Source organism: Halomonas sp. 3A7M (genome assembly GCF_014897875.1).
In the GTDB taxonomy this organism is placed as follows: Bacteria; Pseudomonadota; Gammaproteobacteria; order Pseudomonadales; family Halomonadaceae; genus Vreelandella.
Genome location: NZ_JABUZD010000166.1, coordinates 86388 through 107170 on the forward strand (window position 1 = coordinate 86388; position 20783 = coordinate 107170).

Here is a 20783-nt window from a genome sequence, read left to right on the forward strand (position 1 = left end):
TCCCTTCTCGTCGCTATTGGAAGTAGTTGGCTGGTCAATGACTGTAGTTTAAGAAATATCTTCAATAATAAACAGTGGGGAAGATTGCATGATTCCTAAAACTACTATGAAAAACAGCAGTTTTAAACCGGTCAGTAAAGCGTCCATGGTGTTAGGTATGTTGCTGGTTAGCGGCTACTCCTATGCACAGTCAATCAATATGGATTTTTCTAATGAATATAACGCTACGTCAATACATGCTCAGGGAGATGCTTACTTTATTGATAAAGTAAAAGAGCTAACAGATGGCGATATAGGTATTACGCTGCATACGGGGGGAGCATTAGGTTTTAACTCAGGTGACCACTTTTATGCTGTCGCCGATGGAGCCGTTGATATAGCCGATACATTATCGGGCACCATGAGCGGAATCGATTCTATTTTTCTGCTCTCTTCCTTACCGTTTATTGTAGAAGACATTGAAGATGCACGGCGCCTATATGAAATAGCTAAACCCTACTATGAAGAGGTATTTGAAGATAATGATCAAATATTACTCTATGCATCTCCCTGGCCACCCAGCGGTATCTGGTCAAAAACAGCAATAGCCAATCAGAGCGATCTTGAAAATTTGAAAATCCGTACCTTTGATCGCAATGGAACGGAGACCTTTCGCAACGTGGGAGCTTCCCCTGTGAGTCTGTCCTGGGGCGATGTGGTGCCGCAGTTGGCGACCGGCGGCATCAGCGCGGTATTAACCTCGGCAGAAGCCGGCGCCAACGGCAGCTTCTGGGAGCATCAAGATCATTTTTCAGCGGTTCAATATGCCATTCCGCTTAATATGGTCCATATGAACAAGGCCGTATTTGATTCATTGAGCGCTGAACAGCAACAAGCCCTTCTTGAAGCAGCCAACCTGACCGACCAGCATAACTGGGCGGCGGTTGAGATACGTACCGAAGAAAACTACCAAACGCTTGGCGAGCATGACGTAGCCATCAGTGATCCCGTCTCAGCTGATTTACTGAATGCCCTCTCTGAAGCATCCACCAGCGTTGTTGAGAACTGGCTTGAAAACACCGGTGATGTGGGTCAGTCAATTTTGACTGAGTTCAGAGGCGAACAATGATATTGCTAAAGGGCATGGAGCGTATCTCCATGCTGCTTAATAGGATCGGTGCAGTGATTGCTATCGTGCTGATTGTTTATATGCTGGGGCATATTCTGCTGGAGATAACACTGAGGTTCTTTGGCCACTCCACCTATATCCTGGATGAGTATATTGGCTATGCAGTCGCCACCATGTCTTTTCTGGGCCTTCCTTATGTACTTGAAAAAGGGGGGCTTATCAGAGTTTCCCTGTTACTTGAGCGGATCCCGGTGAATAGGCGATGGCCGCTTGAGTTTTTCAGTAGCCTATTAACTGCCAGCTGCTTTTTATGGATATCTACGTTCTGGTTTCAGAATGTTCAGCGAAGCTTTAGCCGCGGTGTGGTCAGTGAAACACTCGCGGAAACGCCTATCTGGATACCTGAAGGCGCCATACTGATTGGCATGTGGCTGATCTCTTTTTCGCTTCTTGTCAGAGCCTTGAAAATACTGATGCTGCGCTCTCAGTACTTGCCTGTAGCTGAATAAGATTTAACTGATGGGAAGTGACTCATGGACATTTTTTGGACGGCTATCGGCGTTGCGTTTCTGCTGCTTTTCTTACTGACCATGGGGACATGGATTTTTGCCGCCATGCTGGCAGTTTCCATTGGCTCTCTCTGGCTGTTTGGAGATTTCAGTGCAGACCGCATTGGCCTGATTTTATCGCGAATTTTATACCGAGCTAGCAATAGCTGGGAGTTATCTGCGATTCCCCTGTTTATTCTCATGGGAGAATTGATATTTCGCTCCAATATCTCTGAGCGCCTGTTTAAGGGTCTGGTGCCGATTACCAGCCACTTGCCCGGCGGAATTCTGCATACCAACGTTTTGGGCTGCACCCTGTTTGCGGCGGTAAGCGGATCAAGTGCGGCGACAACCGCTACGATTGGTAAAATTACCACGCAAGAGCTGAAACAGAGAGGCTACGACAGAAACCTATCCATTGGCTCACTGGCGGGCGCCGGTAGCCTGGGTCTATTGATACCGCCATCGATTGTGATGATCGTCTATGGTGTTCAGGCCGAAGTATCCATCAGTCAGCTGTTTATGGCGGGAGTGGTGCCCGGGCTTTTGATAGCCTTTCTATACAGCTGCTATATCGGCTTCAGATCATGGATGGCGCCATCATTGGCACCGAAGAGTGTGATATCTGACCAGACGATCTGGCAGTCCTTTGTATTGCTGCTGCCCATATTGGTGCTGATCTCCATCGTGATTGGGTCAATCTATAGCGGTATTGCAACGCCTTCAGAAGCGGCAGCAGTGGGTGTCGGCGCCACTTTGCTGCTATTAGGGTTTGAAAGACAGTTAAACATCAGGCTGTTTGTTGATGCATTTCGTGGAACGCTAATAACGTCGATCATGGTCTGTAGCCTTCTCATCACGGCCACGCTTTTATCCACGGCGATGGGGTATCTGCATCTACCGCGTGAGTTGGCCGGATGGATTGCCGAGCAGGACTTCAGCCCCATGGTGCTGCTGTTTGCCCTGGCCATTTTCTATATCGTGCTGGGGCTGTTCCTGGATGGCATTTCGATTACCGTGATGAGCCTGCCAATCACGCTGCCGATTGTCTTGCTAGCGGGGTTTGACCCCATCTGGTTCGGTATCTTCCTGATTATCATGATTGAGCTTGGACAAATTACGCCGCCCGTCGGTTTCAATCTCTTTGTGCTGCAAAGCCTGACAGGCGAAAGTATCAGCCGCGTGGCATGGGCTTCGCTACCGTTTTTCCTGCTCATGTGTGTAGCCGCACTGCTTGTCAGTATCTGGCCACAAATAGCCCTATGGTTGCCCAGCGTCATGGCCGGTTAAGTGCAGGTAGCTGTTAAAAAATGCCGCCCGATCTAATCGGGCGGCGTTGCTTTAACGCGGACGTCGGTCGCCTTCGAGGAAATTAGCCGTAAAGACCGCTTTGCCGTGAGTCTCGAACGACCACTTCATCACATCGCTTAAAGCGGTCATCACCGCATCGAACTCTCCGAACACCTGGGTACTCATTCGATTAGGGTGAACTTCTAATCCTGTCGCTTCCAAACGTTTTACCACCTCTTTCACCACTGGCTTAAAATCATCGGCCAGCGGGTAATAGCTTAGTTGTACGGAAAGATACATCCTGCCTCCTTATACGCTTTATGCGCGCTTACTGGCTCCCTGTGAAAAGCTCTGCCAGGCCGCCAATATAGCCGCCCGTGTCTCATCAGGATGCTCCATAGGGAACATGTGAGTACCCGGAACTTCGCTAGTAGCTAACCCACGACGCTGAAGCCGCTTGACCCGTGTGGGGGTGAGTAAATGCGACTCCTGCCCTGCCACCAAGTGGATCGGCACACCGACGCGACGTGGCAATCCCGATAGATGATCTGGCAGATGGCGAAATATCTCTACCTCAATACCTGGGTCGAAGGTTAGCTCAGCGCTACCGTCATCCAGCAAGCGCGTGCCTGCTTCAATGTAGTCGTTCAATGCCTCTGGGGTAAAGCGGCGAAATAACCCACGGCGGCGCAGCGAGTCAGCCATGGCTTCTCGGCTAGGCCACACACTGCGCCGCCCCTGGGTTTTACCAGCAGGGGTGATGCGGTCCATAAAACCAAATCGCTTCGCCGCTTTCATCACCCAGGCATCCGGCCCCAGCATCAACGGCGGGTCAAGCATAATGACGCCGCAGAAGCGTTCTGGCTGTTTATCTGCCGCCATGGCCATCAGCGTACCGCCTAACGAGTGACCAACACCCAATAACGGTGTGTCTGTAACCGGCAAGTAGCTCAACAGTTCATCGACTAAATTGCCCCAGTTATGGTTCACCGGGTAATCCGGGTGATGCCCCAATCGATCTAGCGGATGGAGGTCAAACGACTCTGCCAGTGGTTCCAGCAGCGTGCGATAGCTTAAGCCAGGAAAGCCATTCGCATGGGCAAACACTAAACGAGGGCGTTGGGTGGCATGGGCAGACATGGTTAGCTCGCAAGGTAGGAAGACAGGAAAGCAGCGTGGCAGTAGCACCCACGCTAACTAGCTAGCAAGTAGACAAACTATCATACGTCTGTTTTAACGCGCCTTTGTATGAGCGTCAATCGACATAAGTATTAACAGGCTAATTAAAACAGCGAGAGTTGCTGAACGGTGGCTTCTTCTGCCAAACGATAGCCCACGCCTAATAGCCGAACGGGCCTCTCCCCTCGCGCCCAACCAATAGTTAACAGGGATTCGAATTGATCCAGGCTAGGTGCAGGGTCGGCGTGTTCAACCGTGGTTTGGGTAAAGTCGTTGAATTTGACCTTGACCATGACGCCACGCACGCCAGGCGCGGGGTCTAGTCTGGCATAGCGCTGCTCTAAGTCGTTGAGAAGATCGGGTAACTGTTGGCGACAGGCTTCCAGGGTGGGTAAGTCCTGGGAGTAAGTTTGCTCGGTGCTGATCGATTTCCGCTCACGATGAGTTTTCACTGGCCGCTCGTCGCGCCCAAAGCTAAGCTCGAACAGCCGATGCCCAAAGCGGCCAAACTGTTCGACCAGCTCAGTGAGCGGACGAGCCCGTAAATCCGCACAAGTTTGAATACCCAACCCCGCCAGTTTTTCAGCCGTGCGCGGCCCTACGCCGTGGATTTTCTTGACCGGCAGTTGCTGCACAAAGCCATCGATATCGTTCGGCGTGATCACAAACAGACCATCGGGCTTGCGCCAGTCGCTGGCAATTTTGGCAAGAAACTTATTGGGTGCGACACCTGCCGAGACGGTAATACCTACTTCCTGTTTAACCCGTTGGCGAATCGCTTCGGCCATGCGAGTGGCGCTGCCGTTGCACAGGGAAACATCAGTAACGTCTAAAAAGGCTTCATCTAGCGAGAGCGGTTCAATCAGTTCAGTCACATCGCGATAAATCGCAAACACTTGACGCGCCACCGCTTTGTATTTGGCCATATCACCGCGGATCACGGTCAAATGTGGGCAGCGTTTGAGTGCCTGCGCCATGGGCATGGCCGAGTGGATGCCAAATTCGCGGGCGGGGTAGTTACAGGTAGCGACAACCCCGCGCTGCTCAACGCTGCCACCTATCGCAATAGGCACATCGTTAAGCGCTGGGTTGTCGCGCATTTCAACCGCTGCGTAGAAGCAGTCACAGTCGCAATGAATAATTTTGCGCACAGGTTGCCCTTGCCTCCGCCCTTACCTGTAAATAATCACAGTTTACCACAGGAAAAGCCGAGGTTACGTACCGCAAAACGTTCTTAGTACCTGCTCGTTTTCCGTTGCAGGGGCTGCAAGGCGGCGTGCTTCTGCGGATTCATCAAAGGGCTGCGTGACCACCGCAAGTAAGCTGTGAAACGGCGCAAAATCGCCCTCGTAAGCCGCATCAATAACTTCCTGAACGCGGTGATTGCGGGGAATAACAACCGGATTAGCACGCCGCATAGCAGCTAAGCGCTCGCTGTCTTGGCTGGCAACCTGTGTTGCTTGCCACTTATCTAACCATGCCGCCAACTCATTGGGCTGGGTGGTCAGCGCCAGCAGTGCTTCTTTATGCGTTTCACCTGAGGTGCTGGCGTAATGTGTCAGCGCATCAAAGGTGGCGGTCATATCCATCCGCCCCTGGTGCATCTGGCTTTCCAGCTCCTCCATTAGCGTTACCGCTTGGTCGCTGTCTGCTGCAAGGCCGAGCTTATCCGCATGCAGGCGGCGCTGCTCGGTATCAAACAGTGGCCCAAAGCGGCGGATGATATCGGTGGCCTGCTCGACGACGGTATCGCCCTCTTCGCGCATCAGCGGCAGCAGCGTTTCGGCAAAGCGGGCTAGGTTCCATTGAGCAATGGCGGGCTGGTTATCAAAGGCATAGCGCTTGCCTTGATCAATCGAGCTGTAGACTTTTTGCGGGTCAAACTGCTCCATAAAGGCACAGGGGCCGTAATCAATGGTTTCTCCGGCAATGCTGCAGTTGTCGGTATTCATCACGCCATGAATAAACCCAAGGCTCATCCACCGCGCCACCAGCGCTGCTTGGCGAGCAACCACCGCCTCTAACAAGGCTAAATAAGGATCGTCTGCACTAGCGGCTTCGGGATAGTGACGCTCAATCACATAGTCGGCCAACGCTTTTAGGGCAGCTTCGTCTCTGCGTACCGCAGCAAATTGAAAGGTGCCCACACGAATATGACTGCTTGCCACACGGGTAAAGACTGCGCCGGGCTCAGGCAGTTGGCGCACGACTCGCTCGCCGGTCGAAACGGCGGCTAACGCACGGGTGGTGGGTACGCCCATTGCAGCCATAAATTCGCTGACCAGATACTCCCGCAGCACCGGCCCCAGCGGCGAACGACCATCGCCACCACGGGAAAATGGCGTGCGCCCGCTGCCCTTGAGCTGAACATCGCGCCGTATGCCGTTCTGGTCGACGACCTCCCCCAGTAACAATGCGCGGCCATCGCCCAACTGCGGTACAAAGTTACCAAACTGATGCCCAGCGTAGCCCAGCGCCCGTGGCTCTGCGCCCGGCGGCAGCTGATTGCCACTAAACCACTGGGCAAGGGTGGCATCATCAGGCTTACTCTTCAGCCCTGTCTTAACTCCCAGCGTTTCTGCCAGGCGCTCATTAAATACAATCAGCGCGGGCCGGCTCACTGGCGTGGGCTGACAGGCCATCCACAGTGGCTCGGGAAGCGTTGCAAACTGGTGTTCAAATGACAGCACGGGCGACTCCGCTGTTGGTGACAATCGTTGCCTAATACCCTAGCACTTTAGTCAAGTAAACGCTGCTGCAAACAGCCGACAGCGTACTCTAGCACCGGCGTTAACGGCGCACGCCACTGATGGGTCAACAGCGCATCGGCGCGAGTGACGCCCAACGATAGCGAGGCAACTGGCAAACCCATGGCGTGGGCATCGCGGCAGAAGCGGTAGCCTGAATACACCATCAACGAGGTGCCCACAGCCAACACGGCATCGGCGTTTTGCAGCCCTGCTTGAGCAGCCAAGCGCCGCGCTGGCGGCACCACATCGCCGTAATAAACAACTTGGGGCTTTAAGATGCCTTGGCAGCGCGGGCAATCCAGCACCTTAAACGTCGAAAAATCAGTTTCTAAATCCGCATCGCCGTCGGGCGCATGGTGGGCATCTAGCGCTGCAAAACGCGGGTTCATCCTGGCCATTTCGCTGTGCATGGCGTGCCGCATGAGTTGATAACCGCATGTCATGCACGCCACCACGTCTGCTCGTCCATGCAGATCAATGACCTTGCTGGAACCCGCCCGCTGATGCAGACGGTCTACGTTCTGTGTCACCAGCAGTTCCACGTAGCCCATGCTTTCAAGCGCCGCTAGTGCACGATGCGCACCGCTCACTTGGGCTTCACGCATAGCTTTGAAACCGATCAGCGCCCGCGCCCAATAACGCTGGCGTACGGCAAGTGAGGCCATAAAATCGCCATGCTGTACCGGTGGCGGTCGCTTCCACTGCCCGTCGGCATCGCGGTAATCAGGAATGCCGCTGTCGGTGCTTACTCCCGCGCCAGTAATCACCCACAGTTTAGGGTAGCGCTCAATAAACTCCGCCAGCGCTTCCCCCGCCTGCGCGATGCTATCTGTCATTTCCACGGCCTGCGTCAATGGATCACCCTATGCAACACTGCGACAAGTAACCGATACTGTATGACAATAAAGGGGTATGCAATATGCCCTCGTTATTCAACGTAAGGAGTGTCTCATGCAGTGGGATCACGAGATTATCATTGTCGGCGGTGGCATGGTGGGTGCCGCGCTAGCGGCCCGTTTAGGACATACCGGCATGTCGGTTGGGCTAGTAGAACGCGGCAGCGCCCCCACCCCGCTTAGCGGCGATTATGACCTGCGTATCTCCTCACTTAATGCCCGCTCGCTGGCGTTTGTAAAAGCGAGCGGCACCGTGCTTCCCGAAGAGCGCAGCTGCCCGTTTCGCCATATTGATGTCGCCAACCAGGATGGCTCCGGCCATTCGCTGTTTTCTGCCCAGGACAGCGGCATGGACGACTTCGGTATTTTTATCGAAAACCGCACCCTGCAATATGCGTTGTGGCAGCGCTTAGAGAATCTTCCCAGCGTGACCTGCTATACCCAGTGCGCACCGCTCAGTACCATGGCGGCCAGCACCGGCCGCATGCTGGAGTTAGATAATGGCAAAACCTTAAGCGCCCGTTTGATTGTTGGCGCAGATGGCGCGCATTCGACGCTACGAGAACTTGCTGGCATTACCGTTAGTAGCTACGACTACCATCAGCGGGCGATGATTATTAACGTGGAAACCGAGCTCCCCCAACAGGATATTAGCTGGCAGTGCTTCACCCCCACCGGCCCGATTGCCATGCTTCCCTTACCAGGCCATCGTGCATCGCTGGTGTGGTATGACAGTGACAAAGCCACCAAAGCCCGCGAACAGCTCTCCAACGACGCCCTAAAAACGGCCATTGAAACAGCCTTTCCCAAGCGGCTAGGCAAGCTAACCCGTGTGGTCGCAAAGGCGAGCTTTCCAATTAGACGCCAGCACGCCAAACGCTATATCGGTAAGCGCTTAGCCCTGATTGGCGATGCCGCCCACGTGGTGCATCCGTTGGCAGGGCAAGGGCTGAATATTGGCCTGCACGATGCCGACACCCTGGCAGAGCTGATCATCAAAGGCCGCGACCCAGGTGACGCTATCAGCCTGCACCGCTTCGAATGCCATCGCCGCTTGGCCAACCAAGCCATGATTGCCGCCACCGACAGCTTCCATCACTTGTTTACCGGTGCAAAACCGCTACGCCAGTTGGGTGATCTCAGCCTGCATCTTGCCGAACGCGTACCGCTCGCCAAACGCATGATGATGCAACAAGCTAACGGGCTAAACCCATTTAAAATGCGCTAAAGCCGACTACGCTATGAGGGTGGCAACGCAGCTGTTGCCCACAATAATCATAACAATCCCTCATTTAAGGAAGGCATATGGTTCTCAAGCAACGACACTCTTTATTGACCGTGGTGACAGTTACCAGCCTCGGATTACTTGCAGCATTACCGCTACTGGCCTGGGATGGCGTCGTCGAAAAACAAACCTTCGAGATGCAAGACTTCACCACTCAAGGCGGCGAAACAATTCCCGAACTTGCGGTGGGCTGGGAAGCCTACGGTGAATTAAACGACGCCCGTGACAATGCCATCTTAATCACCCATTTCTTCTCTGGTACCAGCAACGCAGCAGGTCGTTATGATCCGGATGGCGAGCCAACCGGCTACTGGGATGCCATCATCGGCCCCGGCAAGCCACTGGATACCGACGAGTACTACATTATTGCGTCCGATACGCTGGTGAACCTCAACGCCCACGACCCCAATGTCACCACCACTGGCCCCGCCTCTATCAATCCAGACACCGGCGAACCGTGGGGAATGGATTTTCCTGTGGTAACGATTCGTGACTTTGTCGAGGTACAGCGTGCGCTGTTAGAGAGCCAGGGCATTGAATCGCTACACGCGGTCATGGGAGCCTCGATGGGAGCACTTCAAGCGTTTGAATGGGCCAGTGCTTACCCTGACAAAGTGGATAGGTTGATCCCCGTTATCGGTGGCGGCGTGACCGACCCCTGGTTGCTGGCAACGCTTAGCGCTTGGGCGGCGCCCATCCGCTTAGACGCCAACTGGAATGAGGGCAACTACTACGATGGAGAGCCACCCACCGATGGCCTAAAAGAAGCGCTCAAGATCGTCACCCTCAACGCCAATCACTGGCAGTGGGCCAACGAAACTTTCAACCGCGACTGGGCCGACGAAGAGCGCGATCCCGCTCAAGATATCAACGCCCGCTACGCCATTGAGCAAACGCTGGATGACGTCGCCGCCGCCCGCGCCAAGCTTTCCGATGCCAACCATCTGCTGTATTTGGTTCGTGCCAACCAGCTCTTCATGACTGGCCACGGTGACTCGTTAGAAGAAGGACTGGCCGCCATCGACGCCCCCACGCTAATGCTGTATAGCGAAAACGACCTCGTCTTTGCCCCCGAAGGCGTACGCCGCACTGCCGAGCTGATAGAAGCCGACGGCACCGAAGTGACGCTTGAAACCCTGGAAGGCAACCGCGGTCATTTAGATGGCGTCGTCTCCATCGACCAAGCCAGCGAAACGCTGCGAGCGTTTTTGAAATAACTTTTGAAATAGCTTTTTAGACCGTTTTTGGAAAAACTTGTGGAATAACGAAGTAAGCACTGGCTTCCCTGGAAGCCAGTGCTACTAAGCGGCTTCAACGTCAAACAAGTGGCATCATCAAAACACAGCCGATTGTCAAAACCAAAGACGTACATTATTCTGTACATGAACAACATCATGAACAGGAATTACTTATGGATGCCATTAGCTACACGGCGGCTAGAACCAATCTAGCGAAAACAATGCAACAGGTCTGCGAAGATCACGTGCCCATGATCATTACCCGTAACAAGGCGCAGTCTGTGGTCATGATCTCTTTAGAGGATTATGAGGCATTGCAAGAGACCGCCTACCTGCTGCGCGCCCCCAAGAATGCTCAACGCTTGCTTGAGTCGATTGCCGAGCTAGAGCAAGGTGGCGGCCAAGAGCGGGAACTCTTGGAATGAAACTCATCTTCGCTGAGCATGCCTGGGAAGATTATTTATACTGGCAAAAAACGGACAAAAAAGTGCTCAGCCGTATCAATAAGCTAATCAAAGAAACCCAACGAGAACCCTTTGGCGGCGTTGGTAAACCAGAGCCTCTTAAACACGGCTTGGCCGGTTACTGGTCTCGACGCATCAACGAAGAGCACCGGATGATTTACAAGGTGACTGACGATGCGCTGCTGATCGCCCAGCTTCGGTATCACTACTGATACACGCGCGGAAAAACTACTCGCCCACCATCTCAGAAAAGTAACCCGTTTTTTCCAAGCTGTATTCACCAAAATCCCGCGCCAAGAAAAGCGAGCCTGAATAGACGCACTCAGCTTCTTTGCGGATATCCTCAATGGACGGCGACGCATGGGAGCTGAACTGATAACGCGGGCTGAAGTGCGTCAGCACCAAACTAGGTAGCTTTATCGATTCGGCAAAAGCAGCGACAAGTTTGGCGTAGCTATGCCCCACATCACCGACCTTCTCAGCCATCTCTTCGGTATAGGTGGCCTCATGCACCAACACCTGCGCCCCCGCACACGCCTCGCTCAATAAGTCAGGCTGGTCATTGTCTCCAGCGATCACTACTTTCCTGGGCTTGTTCTTGAAGATTAGGTAGTCATGGCTTTTTAACTGCTCACCTGCAAACTCACTATCAACCCCTTGCTTCAACTGCCCCCACAACGGCCCCCTTGGAATCCCCTTTTGCGCTAGCTTATCCACGTCCAGGGCAGCATCAACCTTTCGCTCCGTAAATGTATAGGCATAAGACGCCACTCGATGTGAAAGGCTGAATGTCTCAACCGCGATGTTCTCAAACTCAACGCTTGGCAGGTCGTCTGAGGCGATAAACTCCAAGGCAAAAGGTAAGCATAGCTGCGTCACCTCGCAGGTTGCCTTCAACCAAGTTTTGATACTTGCAGGCGCAACAATAGTAAGTGGCGCTTTCCGGCCACCCATAGCCGCACTCGCCAAAATGCCCGGCAGCCCGTAGCAGTGGTCGCCGTGCACATGGGTAATCAAGATGGCTTTCAACGAATGGAACGACAGCTTGGTATGCAAGACCTGATGCTGGGTACCCTCACCACAATCAACCAGGTACCAGCCCTTCCCTTTGCTTTCACGCAAAGCGATCCCGGAGACATTTCTTTGTTTGGTGGGCACACCAGCGGAGGTGCCCAGGAAGAGTAGGTTCATATCGCGTCCGTGCTTTCTCTTTAGAAACCTGAACCTAGTCTGGCGGCATACAGATTTCCAATAAGTTTGGTTGCTCAGCTTTATACGACAGGATGCCAACGACGACAGTCGCAATCGTTAAGCGGCCTCAAAATCCAGTGGCTGCAGGTCGTCCAAATTAATTGTGCTGCGAGCCACCCATAGGTCATACATGTCCTGCATTGATAGCCAGCTCTCCGGGGTACGTCCGAGAACCTTCGACAAGCGCAAAGACATTTCGGGGCTAATGCCACTATCCCCTTTGAGCAACCGTGACAAGGTGGATGGTGAAACGCCCAAGTTGGAAGCAAGCTGACGGGAGCTGATACCAAAAGGTTCTAGGTACACTTCCCGAATAAATTCGCCGGGATGCGGCGGATTATGCATCGTCATTAGTGATAATCCTCATAATCAAGAATGTACGCATTGCCATCTCGAAATTCGAACGTCATGCGCCAATTTCCGTTGATCCAAATTGACCACCGCGCTTTGTCTCTCCCCTTCAACGGGTGGAGCCTAAAACCAGGGATATCCATATCTTCTACTGACACGGCCGTGTCCAGAGCGGCAAGCTGCATATGCAATTTCTTGGCATGATCCGCCTGTATACCAGCGGTGCTACCACTAGCGTAGAAGCGCTTGAGTCCCTTGTGGCGGAATGATTTAATCATAAACACATCATAGCGCGTTGCGCACCGCGCAACAATTAGACTTATATTATTTGAATTACCCGAGCCCGAGCCAACAACGTACTCTTTCGGGATTTGGAGTAGCGCTAATCTAATAGTGATAACGATACGAAATGATCGTAATCGCATTATCATCAACTGCGTAGACTAATCGATTCGTATCATCTATACGTCGCGACCAAAAACCTTATCGTCCGACAAACCTGAGTATGGTGGCCTTCGCACTCAATATGCACCCTCTAAAGCACTCTGCATAAAATGCCCAATAGAATTGATGGGCAAACTGATGGCAAAGTGCCATGAAAGCCCATCAATATCCATTTAGCGTACTGCACTTAGTTTCTGTACTTGTCTTTACACTATCTTCTCAAAACAGCAACAACGCCAAGCTAATGATAACACCGCTCACCACCAGCACGACGGCACAGTAACCCATGATATCCCTAGCCTTTAACCCAGCGATCGCAAGGGCGGGCAAGGCCCAGAACGGCTGAAGCATGTTTGTCCAGCTATCTCCCCAGGCGAATGCCATCGCCACTCTAGATGTGTCGGCATTCAGCGCCTGAGCAGCCTCCATGACAATCGGTCCTTGAACCGCCCACTGACCACCACCTGATGGCACAAGCATGTTAATTAAGCCAGCGGAAAGGAAACTCCAAACCGGCAGTGTATCCGCTGTTGATATATCAACAAACACTTGGGCAAGGTCTCCTGCTAAACCAGACTGGGCCATGATACCCATGAGCCCCGCATAAAACGGGAACTGGATGATGATGCCACTAGCACCTTTCACAGCTTCATTAATCTGCTCCAGGAAGCTACTGAGATTTTTGTGTAACCCGATACCAATGAAGATCAGCGCAAATATGATGACATTTAGATTGAGCCCCCCGCCATTAACAGCATAGAAAATCAGCGCAGCAATGCCTAACAGAGAGATTAGCAGCGCAGGCCAGATTGAATGTTCAAGGAGCTCTGCTGGCCGTGAGACATCAGCCTTGATAGGAGGCTCATCTGAAAAATCGGTAAAGGGGACAGACTCACTGTTTTTCATCATTAGATAGTTGGTGAGCGGAAGAGCGATGAACATCGCCAAGATCAGGCCAATATTCAAGGGACTGAAGAGCGTCTCACTGGTCGGAATCAAGCCAACGCTGTATTCAAGGAAATGCCCAGAAGTCGCTAAGCTGAGTGGTATCGAACCAGATAGCCCTGCATGCCAGATCAGAAAGCCAGAGTAAGCACTGGCGATCAATAGCCGATAATCGACAAATGGTACGCGCTTGGCCAACTCTTTGGCTAGAACTGCTCCGACAACGAGCCCTATACCCCAGTTCAGCCAACTGGCCAGAAGGGAAATAACAGTCACTATGACTATAGCACTACCAGGTGTTCGCGCAGAGTCGGCGATACGCAGCGTTAGATACTTGAACAATGGCGTAGTAGCTACCACGAAACCTGCGACTAGAATCAAGACCATCTGCATCGCGAACCCATGCAGACTCCAGAACCCATCCATCCAGTAGCCGAGCATCTTAGTAGGTGCATCTCCTCTGAATACCACGCAAGCCAACATAATCACTATAGTAAGTACGATCACGATGACTAGCGGATCAGGAAGATAGCGGTCAAAGATTCGCGTCAACCCATTGGTAACACCACCGAATAGCTTATTTTTTTTACTTATTTTCAAGGTATTATTAGACATTATTATTCTCCTGCCCTGATATTTAACCGTGATGGACCAGAGTAGCTGCGGCTAAGTCTTCCAGTGCGGTACCAACAGCTTTGAATACCGTACATTCCTGTTCCGACCTGCGCGCCGGGCATTGGCAACGGCAAAGCTCCTCTAGAGTGCCAATGACGGCATCCCGGCTTAGGTCACCTAGCTGTATCGGTTGGAGAAGATCCCCTGACTTTTCCAGGGCTTCCTCAGTATCGATGAAGAGACTGTTGTTCACGACGGCATTAGTATCTGCCTCGCGCATTTCCGGAGTGAAGCTACCTATTAAATCGAGATGGCTGCCCGGAGTCAGCCAAGCTCCTTCAATCAATGGCTTTGTTGACAAGGTCGCGCAGCTGATAGCGTCTGCCCAACCAACGGCTTGTTCCAAATCCTCGACTACATGTGCAATGAAGCCATCTTGATTGAGTTGTCCTACTAACCGTTCTGATGCAGCGCGATCGATATCCCAGACGGCAACTTCTTCTATTGGTAGCACCTCCCGGTAAGCGTAGGGAATAAGGCTACCCACTCGCCCTGCCCCCAGCAGCGTCAAGCGCTTGGTGGAAGGGCGTGCTAGAAGTTTTGCCGCTAGCGCCGAAGCGGCAGCGGTACGTCGTGAAGTGATTTCGTTGCCATCGACCTGGGCTACAGGCTCTCCCGTACTACGGTCATAAAGCATGTAAGTCGAGAACAGCCCAGGAAGCGATCTACTGGCGTTGTTAGGAGCAATATTGACGGTTTTTATTCCTAAGAACCCGGCATCGCTCCAAGCTGGCATAATCAGCATCGTCACAGGATCATCCGGAGTTCCGATGTTGTGAATATGTCTGCGAGGCGCCGTGCAGCCACGCTTAAACATTTCTTCCAGCGCTGGAATTAAATGGGAAAAAGGAAGTGCATTCCTCGTTTCTTCTCTAGTATATATTTTCATCTTAAACCCTCTTATTTTCGTTTATATGTCTAATTCCAGGTCGCTTACGGGAATAGCCTGGCAGGTCAAACACACACTAGGGTCTTCCGGCTCTTGCCCATTGAGGTGGTATACCTTTCCGGAAATGATACGAACGGCACAGCTCTCGCACTGCCCAACGCGGCAACCACTGGGCATGCTAATGCCCTGTTTTTCAGCAAAACTTAGCAATGGCCCTGCGGCTGAGCTCCAGTTAAGCCCGCGAGAGTTTGAGCGCACGAAGGAGACGCGATATTGCTGATCATCGTTGGAATTGATTGTTACTGGTGATCGGAACGCTTCGCTAAAAATATCGAACCTAGGTACTCCTCTTTCGGTTAGTTGATTACTGATGGCTGTCATCATGGGATCTGGGCCACATAGATATATGCGTGCTCGTCGCTCAATTAGTGAGTTCGATACGACTGAGGCTGACACCAAGTCGTTTGAGTCGTAATCCACTCCCATGCGGTCTGTCGTCAGCGGATCGTTGTAATAGTTGATTACCGTCAATCTAGATAAACGAGGTAGCAGCTTATTTATTCGTGCTCTGAAGGCATGACTCTGGCTATTACGGTTTGCATAGTGGATCCACACTTCAGGCATGTTGTCAGAGTCAACTAGGGTTTCCAGGTAGCTAATAAAGGGCGTGATGCCGATACCACCAGCGAAGATAATAACGGGCTGCGGCAATGATTCAGGCAACACAAATCGGCCACCGGGAGCGCCGAGGTGCACTTCTTGCCCAGTTTTGAGATGATTATGGAGGTAACCTGACATTCTGCCTTCAATGGCATTGCCCTGTTCGTCGGCACCCCGCAGGTGACGTACAGCAATACGGTAACTGGTTCTCCCCTCCTCCTTAGCAGAGCCAGTCAGAGAGTAGGCACGGACTAATTGCTGGTCAGCGCTGCCCTTGTTTAAGCACAGCGTAATATGCTGACCAGGAAGATAATCGGGTAGTAGCGACCCATCTGGAGTAGCCAGTTCGACGGCTAAAACATCGGCCGTCTCTCGCCTCAAAGTGCGGACTTTAAATGGCCTAAAACCCTCCCAAGTTCGCCGTCTGGTATCTTGAGTGGGATCCCTCCGAATATCACAGTTGAACGAGCGCATTGGCACAGAGCCACTGATGGGGTCCGAGTCACGCGCGCTGATGAGGTTATTGTAGTTACTATTACCGGCACCAACGACAGCATAGCCAGCGCGCCCAAGCTCATTACAGCTTTGCCACCAACCGAATTCAGCGACAATAACGCCAACATCCAGGTCCGAACTGAGACTAGCGCAGAAACGAGCCTGTCCCTCTGTCGTTTCGATTAATATCCAGTCGCCCTTTTCAATGCCTTTCTTAGCCGCTAAGTCAGGGTTGAGTTGGGCAACTGGCAGCGGGGATCTTTTGCGCAGCGACACAATCGAACGATGCTGGCTATGGCAGAAAAAACCGTTCTTGATCGACGTGAGCTTATAAGGGAATCGGGAGTGGGCTTGCCTCGCTGCAAGCATGCCATCAGCGGTTGGTAACGGGTCATACCCATGACGCAACAGCTTTTCTGAATACAGTTCAACCCGCCTAGTGTATGTCTTAAAGCCCTGGATCTTGCCATTACTTATGCTGGAGTACTGCTTTTGTGTTTGTGGCAGTTTGTAGCGGATACCCTCCGGCTTCTGGCGCAGCTGCGCTACCGTCAGATCCAGCGGCTGCAGCATCCAGTTCCATCCAGCCTCGACACTCCCGTTAAAAAAAAGCTCGTCCATACCTAGCGCCTCAGCTAGGGCGAAAACGATATCGGTATCAGATTTCGAATCGCCTCTAGGCGCGACTACTCGCTGGCGCAGTTGGACATGCTCTACTGCTAGTTCGTTTATCTCGAAACCAGCACGCAGAGCTTCTCGTTCCCAAGGAGTATTAACTGGCAGGAGAATATCAGCGAAACGCGAAGACGGTGTTTCGAACAGATCGCAATGCACATGGAACTCGAGCTGCTGCAAGGCTGTAATACCCAGCTCGACATCTCCCTGGCTGGCCATAAAATTAGTGCCGAACCCCATAAATGCTCGGACACGATACGGTTGGCCTTCGATGATAGAGCGATAGAGATCCCGAGCAGTAATCCACCCCTGAGCGGGTGGTCCTAATGGACGTTGGTCAACGCCCAATGCCTTATTTAGTTGTGCGGGCTCGATAAGATCCAACCCATTGATGGGCCGCACAGGCAATTGCCTGTATGCACGATTTCCTCCCAAGACGTCGAAACTACCGGTCAGTGCATAAAGGATGGCAACGGCACGTTCGGTCTGTGTCGCATTGCTATGCTGCCCAATACCCGTCCAAGAATGATACGCAACACGCTTGCTGGAACTGAGCAACTCCGTCGCCTGTGCCAGTGAATGAGCGTCGACACCGGAGACTCGCTCTACTACATCAGGGGTATAAGGCGCGCAGGTGCGCTCTAACAAAGCAAATACGGGCTCGCAGGCAACGTTGCCACCATTGCAGAGCGGAACACTATAGCGTCCTGCCAAAGCAGCATGGGCGGCGTGAGCAAGTGACGAGCCACTTTCCGGTGCATAACAGGCAGGCGAGTTAGTTTCACTGTTCCACACCACGAACGTATCGGGAATATTTTCATCCGCTAGTGCTCCCGCAAAATCACAGTCCTCTGCCCGCAGCAACGTCCCATCATCTGTACGAACCAGAAGAGGAGCATTTGTCCAACTACGAACGAATTGCTGGTCAAACCCCTTGCCCAGGAGTAACTGTCGCACTAGGCCCAGTACAACCACTAAATCGGTGCCTGGGCGGACACGAAGCCATACATCCGCACTAGCCGCCAGAGGCGTTTTACGCGGATCGACTACGATCATCCGCGCCCCGTTGCCCCTTCCTATTCCGATGGCATTGGCTTGGCTCAACCACGTGCTTGTAGGGTTGTGGCCCCACAGCATGATCAGATCGGAGTTGGCATAGTCCGCTGTAGGCATGCCACATCCGAATGTAAAGGCATGGGCATAATCTTTGTGCCAGTTGCAAACTTCAGTGCCATAACAAATATTGGGGCTTTGAAAGGCTCGGATGAATCGCTCAACCCAATCAATGCTATCCGACATGGGAGTACCGCTAGGGGTAGTTACACCAAAAGCGACTGACTCAGCCCCTGTCTCGGCTTTAATCTCGGATAGTCTTGCTGCAATGGTCGTAATCGCTTCATGCCAAGAAATTCGTTCCCAACATGGATCATCCGCGGTCTTTGGCGTTGTTCGACGCATAGGATAGAAGAGCCGGTTAGGGCTATGCACCAACTCGGGTGCGGCCCGCCCCTTCATGCACATTGCAGCGCCGGTGGGATGGTCGGAGTCTGGCTCCACCTTGATGAGACTTTCGCCTTCTACGCGGTTAATGGTTCCACACCGCGACCGGCATAAAGTGCAATAACCTCGCTTATCTTCAACTGGCATGGGGAAACTCCAAAAACAACGTTAGCCTTTTAAAACAGAACCTAGACTCACGCGGTCTTAATTACTAATATATATTTTTTAATAACCATTATTGAAAAAATAGATATGAACTCAGGAATTACGCTTCGACAATTAGAGTATTTGGTATCGCTGGCAGAAACGGGGCAAGTGACCCGTGCCGCCCTGCGTTGTCACGTCTCTCAATCGTCGATGACCATTGCACTTAAGAATTTGGAACAAAGTCTTGGCGCTCAGTTGTTCCAACGCCATGCCAAGGGCGTCCGTCTGACGGAGGCTGGGGAGAGGTTCGCGCGCAGGGCGCAAGACACCCTTTCGAGCGTCGAAGATGCCATCGAGGAAATCCGCCGCACCCCAGATGATTTACATGGGCAGGTACGCATCGGTATCACAGAGACAATATCGGCTTACCTAATTCCCCTGTTATTGGTATCGCTAACTAAGCAGTTCCCCAATCTGAATGTCGTCATGGAAGAGCGCGATAGGGCCAGCATCGAGAAGGGGCTGCTCGACAATAGCTTTAACCTAGCTTTCATTCTTGTCTCCAACATGGACGTTCACGAAGAGCTAGAGCACGAAACGATGCTGCGCTCCCCCAGGCGACTATGGGTCGACAGTGAGAGTCCGCTTCAATACCCCGAAAGCCTTTCCCTAGAGAAGATTGCCGAGACTGGCTTTATCCTTTTGGATATGGATGAACACGTTGAAACGGTGAAACATTACTGGGGAGAGTATGGCCTTGCGCCTAAGGTCGCATTCAAGAGCAGTTCGCTAGAGGCAGTCCGAAGTTTGGTCGCGCTTAGCCAAGGAGTCACGATTTTGTCTGACCTGGTATATCGCCCATTTTCCCTAGAAGGGCGACGCATTATCCGGCGGGACCTAGATGAAAGTCTTCCAACAATGGACATAGGTTGCGTATGGAAAAAAGGAGAAGAACTGCCGCGTAACGTTGGAGCCGTAATCGACTTCATTCGCCGCACAATTAGTGAGCAAGTACTGTGATATCGAGATCATCTTGCCTTTGGTTCAAAAGCCTATGCAGAGCCTTTACGTAACAACGGGAAAAGGCTGGCTGCAAAGCCGCAATTTAGTAGCCGTCGCCGTGGCGAGCCTGGTTATACATGAGTTTCCTCTGGAATCTGAACCAACAGGTCAGTCACCCCGATATCCACACCCGCCTGAGATAGCAAAGTAGAAACTTGCCCACGATGGTGAGTTTGATGATTAAAGAAATGAAGAACCAGGCTCGAATATCGTTTATTTGCAGGAATCCCTTTGCTATTGCGATAGCTGAGAACGACATCCAGGTCACCGTCGGATAGTTCGGCTACCCAATCGATAATCCTCTGATCCAACCAACTACGGTGTTCAGATAGACGACCAAAATCTTCAAAGACAATCTGATCCAACGTAGTCGGCTTTGGAAGATCAGCAACCTCGCGCAAAGAGGCCACACAGGAGGGATGCGTAGCAAACCGTTTGAGCCAGATAGTGTCACCCACTAGGATATGATTCAGGGTTCCTAAGATGGAACCGAAGAAGGCCCCACGGTCTTTGGCTAAATCAGTGGCAGAGAGGTGGCCTGCAGCCTCATAAACCTTTGAGTTCATCCACTGATTGTAGGAAGCCAGCATTGCAAAGTGATCTTTAAGGCTCATCCGAGGTTCCTCTCAGGTATAACGAGGCTGTAGAAAAACCCGATTTCGAGCCGTTTCCACTGCCTGTTGTCCTTATTCATTTACCCAGCCGGTCATCCGGCTGAGTAATATTAATATCGGCATTTAGCCACTTGAGCGCCCAGCTTAGCCCGCTGAAGACCGCCTGCTGGGTTCACAAAGCAACTTACTCCACTCTAAGCCCTTCATAACGCGGCCAAGTGGCCGTAATTCGCCAACTTCTCAATATTGTGAACCAAGCAGTAGAGCTGCCATTGGCCTTGCACCTTTTGCTTACCCCGAAGGCTGAAGCGGTTCAG

At 52.3% G+C, this 20783-nt stretch carries 21 protein-coding genes and 1 pseudogene; 8 read left to right on the plus strand and 14 right to left on the minus strand.

Annotated elements, in window-relative coordinates; genetic code table 11:
• Window positions 1–88 precede the first annotated feature (88 nt).
• From INT19_RS16465 to INT19_RS16475, 3 genes are read left to right on the plus strand one after another with little or no spacing between them, the layout of a single operon-like run.
• Complete coding sequence (locus tag INT19_RS16465; RefSeq protein WP_193061530.1) at window positions 89–1108, plus strand: TRAP transporter substrate-binding protein; 1020 nt, start codon at window positions 89–91, stop codon at window positions 1106–1108.
• 29 nt (window positions 1109–1137) lie between these two features.
• On the plus strand, window positions 1138–1617 hold the full coding sequence (locus INT19_RS16470) for a TRAP transporter small permease (RefSeq protein WP_226924681.1): 480 nt from the start codon (window positions 1138–1140) through the stop codon (window positions 1615–1617).
• A 24-nt stretch (window positions 1618–1641) separates the two neighbouring features.
• Entirely contained in the window at window positions 1642–2946 is a 1305-nt protein-coding gene (locus INT19_RS16475) for a TRAP transporter large permease (RefSeq protein ID WP_193061532.1), read from the plus strand.
• Between the two features lie 51 nt (window positions 2947–2997).
• On the opposite strand, the gene INT19_RS16480 is transcribed toward INT19_RS16475, so the two are convergent.
• The 5 genes from INT19_RS16480 to INT19_RS16500 all read right to left on the minus strand — a co-directional run bounded on the left by INT19_RS16480 (window position 2998) and on the right by INT19_RS16500 (window position 7711).
• Window positions 2998–3246, minus strand: a complete 249-nt coding sequence (locus INT19_RS16480) for a YkoF family thiamine/hydroxymethylpyrimidine-binding protein (protein ID WP_089039095.1) — start codon at window positions 3244–3246, stop codon at window positions 2998–3000.
• 18 nt (window positions 3247–3264) lie between these two features.
• Window positions 3265–4086 (minus strand): alpha/beta fold hydrolase, encoded by an 822-nt coding sequence (locus tag INT19_RS16485; RefSeq protein WP_193061533.1) that lies wholly within the window; start codon window positions 4084–4086, stop codon window positions 3265–3267.
• Between the two features lie 143 nt (window positions 4087–4229).
• Complete coding sequence (dinB, locus tag INT19_RS16490; protein ID WP_193061534.1) at window positions 4230–5276, minus strand: DNA polymerase IV; 1047 nt, start codon at window positions 5274–5276, stop codon at window positions 4230–4232.
• A gap of 63 nt (window positions 5277–5339) precedes the next feature.
• Complete coding sequence (locus INT19_RS16495; protein WP_193061535.1) at window positions 5340–6815, minus strand: protein adenylyltransferase SelO; 1476 nt, start codon at window positions 6813–6815, stop codon at window positions 5340–5342.
• 47 nt (window positions 6816–6862) lie between these two features.
• Complete coding sequence (locus INT19_RS16500) at window positions 6863–7711, minus strand: NAD-dependent protein deacetylase (RefSeq protein WP_193061536.1); 849 nt, start codon at window positions 7709–7711, stop codon at window positions 6863–6865.
• Between the two features lie 115 nt (window positions 7712–7826).
• On the opposite strand from INT19_RS16500, the gene INT19_RS16505 reads away from it, so the two are divergent.
• The 4 genes from INT19_RS16505 (at window position 7827) to INT19_RS16520 (ending at window position 10970) form a co-directional block, all read left to right on the plus strand.
• A complete protein-coding gene (locus tag INT19_RS16505; protein WP_193061537.1) occupies window positions 7827–8999 on the plus strand; it encodes a UbiH/UbiF/VisC/COQ6 family ubiquinone biosynthesis hydroxylase in 1173 nt (390 codons plus the stop codon).
• Between the two features lie 77 nt (window positions 9000–9076).
• Entirely contained in the window at window positions 9077–10273 is a 1197-nt protein-coding gene (locus INT19_RS16510; protein ID WP_193061538.1) for an E22 family MetX-like putative esterase, read from the plus strand.
• 194 nt (window positions 10274–10467) lie between these two features.
• Window positions 10468–10719: a type II toxin-antitoxin system Phd/YefM family antitoxin gene (locus INT19_RS16515; protein WP_193061539.1), complete on the plus strand. Its 252-nt coding sequence runs from the start codon at window positions 10468–10470 to the stop codon at window positions 10717–10719.
• Window positions 10716–10970: a Txe/YoeB family addiction module toxin gene (locus INT19_RS16520; RefSeq protein WP_193061540.1), complete on the plus strand. Its 255-nt coding sequence runs from the start codon at window positions 10716–10718 to the stop codon at window positions 10968–10970. The genes INT19_RS16515 and INT19_RS16520 overlap by 4 nt, the downstream gene beginning before the upstream one ends.
• A gap of 16 nt (window positions 10971–10986) precedes the next feature.
• On the opposite strand, the gene INT19_RS16525 is transcribed toward INT19_RS16520, so the two are convergent.
• From INT19_RS16525 to INT19_RS16555, 7 genes and pseudogenes are all read right to left on the minus strand, one after another.
• Window positions 10987–11949 carry a ribonuclease Z gene (locus tag INT19_RS16525; RefSeq protein ID WP_193061541.1) on the minus strand — a complete coding sequence of 321 codons (963 nt, stop codon included), beginning with the start codon at window positions 11947–11949 and terminating at the stop codon, window positions 10987–10989.
• Window positions 11950–12066: 117 nt separating this feature from the next.
• Window positions 12067–12360 (minus strand): HigA family addiction module antitoxin, encoded by a 294-nt coding sequence (locus INT19_RS16530; protein ID WP_089039102.1) that lies wholly within the window; start codon window positions 12358–12360, stop codon window positions 12067–12069.
• Window positions 12360–12638, minus strand: coding sequence for a type II toxin-antitoxin system RelE/ParE family toxin (locus tag INT19_RS16535; protein ID WP_193061542.1), 279 nt, complete (start codon window positions 12636–12638; stop codon window positions 12360–12362). Before INT19_RS16535 ends, INT19_RS16530 begins: the two co-directional genes overlap by 1 nt.
• A gap of 109 nt (window positions 12639–12747) precedes the next feature.
• Window positions 12748–12843, minus strand: a pseudogene (locus INT19_RS16540) (type II toxin-antitoxin system YoeB family toxin); the annotation flags it as partial.
• 180 nt (window positions 12844–13023) lie between these two features.
• On the minus strand, window positions 13024–14364 hold the full coding sequence (locus INT19_RS16545) for a short-chain fatty acid transporter (protein WP_193061543.1): 1341 nt from the start codon (window positions 14362–14364) through the stop codon (window positions 13024–13026).
• 22 nt (window positions 14365–14386) lie between these two features.
• Window positions 14387–15313, minus strand: coding sequence for an ornithine cyclodeaminase family protein (locus INT19_RS16550; RefSeq protein WP_193061544.1), 927 nt, complete (start codon window positions 15311–15313; stop codon window positions 14387–14389).
• 21 nt (window positions 15314–15334) lie between these two features.
• Entirely contained in the window at window positions 15335–18790 is a 3456-nt protein-coding gene (locus tag INT19_RS16555) for a molybdopterin-dependent oxidoreductase (RefSeq protein ID WP_193061545.1), read from the minus strand.
• 105 nt (window positions 18791–18895) lie between these two features.
• On the opposite strand from INT19_RS16555, the gene INT19_RS16560 reads away from it, so the two are divergent.
• Complete coding sequence (locus tag INT19_RS16560) at window positions 18896–19810, plus strand: LysR family transcriptional regulator (protein WP_193061546.1); 915 nt, start codon at window positions 18896–18898, stop codon at window positions 19808–19810.
• Window positions 19811–19923: 113 nt separating this feature from the next.
• Here INT19_RS16560 and INT19_RS16565 read toward each other — a convergent pair whose 3' ends face one another.
• Together INT19_RS16565 and INT19_RS16570 are read right to left on the minus strand one after the other, a co-directional pair.
• Window positions 19924–20466 (minus strand): DinB family protein, encoded by a 543-nt coding sequence (locus tag INT19_RS16565; protein ID WP_193061547.1) that lies wholly within the window; start codon window positions 20464–20466, stop codon window positions 19924–19926.
• A gap of 203 nt (window positions 20467–20669) precedes the next feature.
• A partial coding sequence (locus tag INT19_RS16570; RefSeq protein ID WP_193061548.1) for a transposase occupies window positions 20670–20783 on the minus strand: 114 nt, incomplete at its 5' end.

Bases quoted from the DNA above. Each gene is read 5' to 3' on its own strand.
- INT19_RS16560 (WP_193061546.1), top strand. From the start codon at position 18,896: ATGAACTCAGGAATTACGCTTCGACAATTAGAGTATTTGGTATCGCTG.
- INT19_RS16520 (WP_193061540.1), top strand. From the start codon at position 10,716: ATGAAACTCATCTTCGCTGAGCATGCCTGGGAAGATTATTTATACTGG.
- INT19_RS16480 (WP_089039095.1), bottom strand. From the start codon at position 3,246: ATGTATCTTTCCGTACAACTAAGCTATTACCCGCTGGCCGATGATTTT.
- INT19_RS16510 (WP_193061538.1), top strand. From the start codon at position 9,077: ATGGTTCTCAAGCAACGACACTCTTTATTGACCGTGGTGACAGTTACC.
- INT19_RS16525 (WP_193061541.1), bottom strand. From the start codon at position 11,949: ATGAACCTACTCTTCCTGGGCACCTCCGCTGGTGTGCCCACCAAACAA.
- INT19_RS16555 (WP_193061545.1), bottom strand. From the start codon at position 18,790: ATGCCAGTTGAAGATAAGCGAGGTTATTGCACTTTATGCCGGTCGCGG.
- INT19_RS16515 (WP_193061539.1), top strand. From the start codon at position 10,468: ATGGATGCCATTAGCTACACGGCGGCTAGAACCAATCTAGCGAAAACA.
- INT19_RS16465 (WP_193061530.1), top strand. From the start codon at position 89: ATGATTCCTAAAACTACTATGAAAAACAGCAGTTTTAAACCGGTCAGT.
- INT19_RS16500 (WP_193061536.1), bottom strand. From the start codon at position 7,711: ATGACAGATAGCATCGCGCAGGCGGGGGAAGCGCTGGCGGAGTTTATT.
- INT19_RS16565 (WP_193061547.1), bottom strand. From the start codon at position 20,466: ATGAGCCTTAAAGATCACTTTGCAATGCTGGCTTCCTACAATCAGTGG.
- INT19_RS16505 (WP_193061537.1), top strand. From the start codon at position 7,827: ATGCAGTGGGATCACGAGATTATCATTGTCGGCGGTGGCATGGTGGGT.
- INT19_RS16550 (WP_193061544.1), bottom strand. From the start codon at position 15,313: ATGAAAATATATACTAGAGAAGAAACGAGGAATGCACTTCCTTTTTCC.
- INT19_RS16470 (WP_226924681.1), top strand. From the start codon at position 1,138: ATGCTGCTTAATAGGATCGGTGCAGTGATTGCTATCGTGCTGATTGTT.
- INT19_RS16545 (WP_193061543.1), bottom strand. From the start codon at position 14,364: ATGTCTAATAATACCTTGAAAATAAGTAAAAAAAATAAGCTATTCGGT.
- INT19_RS16475 (WP_193061532.1), top strand. From the start codon at position 1,642: ATGGACATTTTTTGGACGGCTATCGGCGTTGCGTTTCTGCTGCTTTTC.
- INT19_RS16485 (WP_193061533.1), bottom strand. From the start codon at position 4,086: ATGTCTGCCCATGCCACCCAACGCCCTCGTTTAGTGTTTGCCCATGCG.
- INT19_RS16535 (WP_193061542.1), bottom strand. From the start codon at position 12,638: ATGATTAAATCATTCCGCCACAAGGGACTCAAGCGCTTCTACGCTAGT.
- INT19_RS16530 (WP_089039102.1), bottom strand. From the start codon at position 12,360: ATGACGATGCATAATCCGCCGCATCCCGGCGAATTTATTCGGGAAGTG.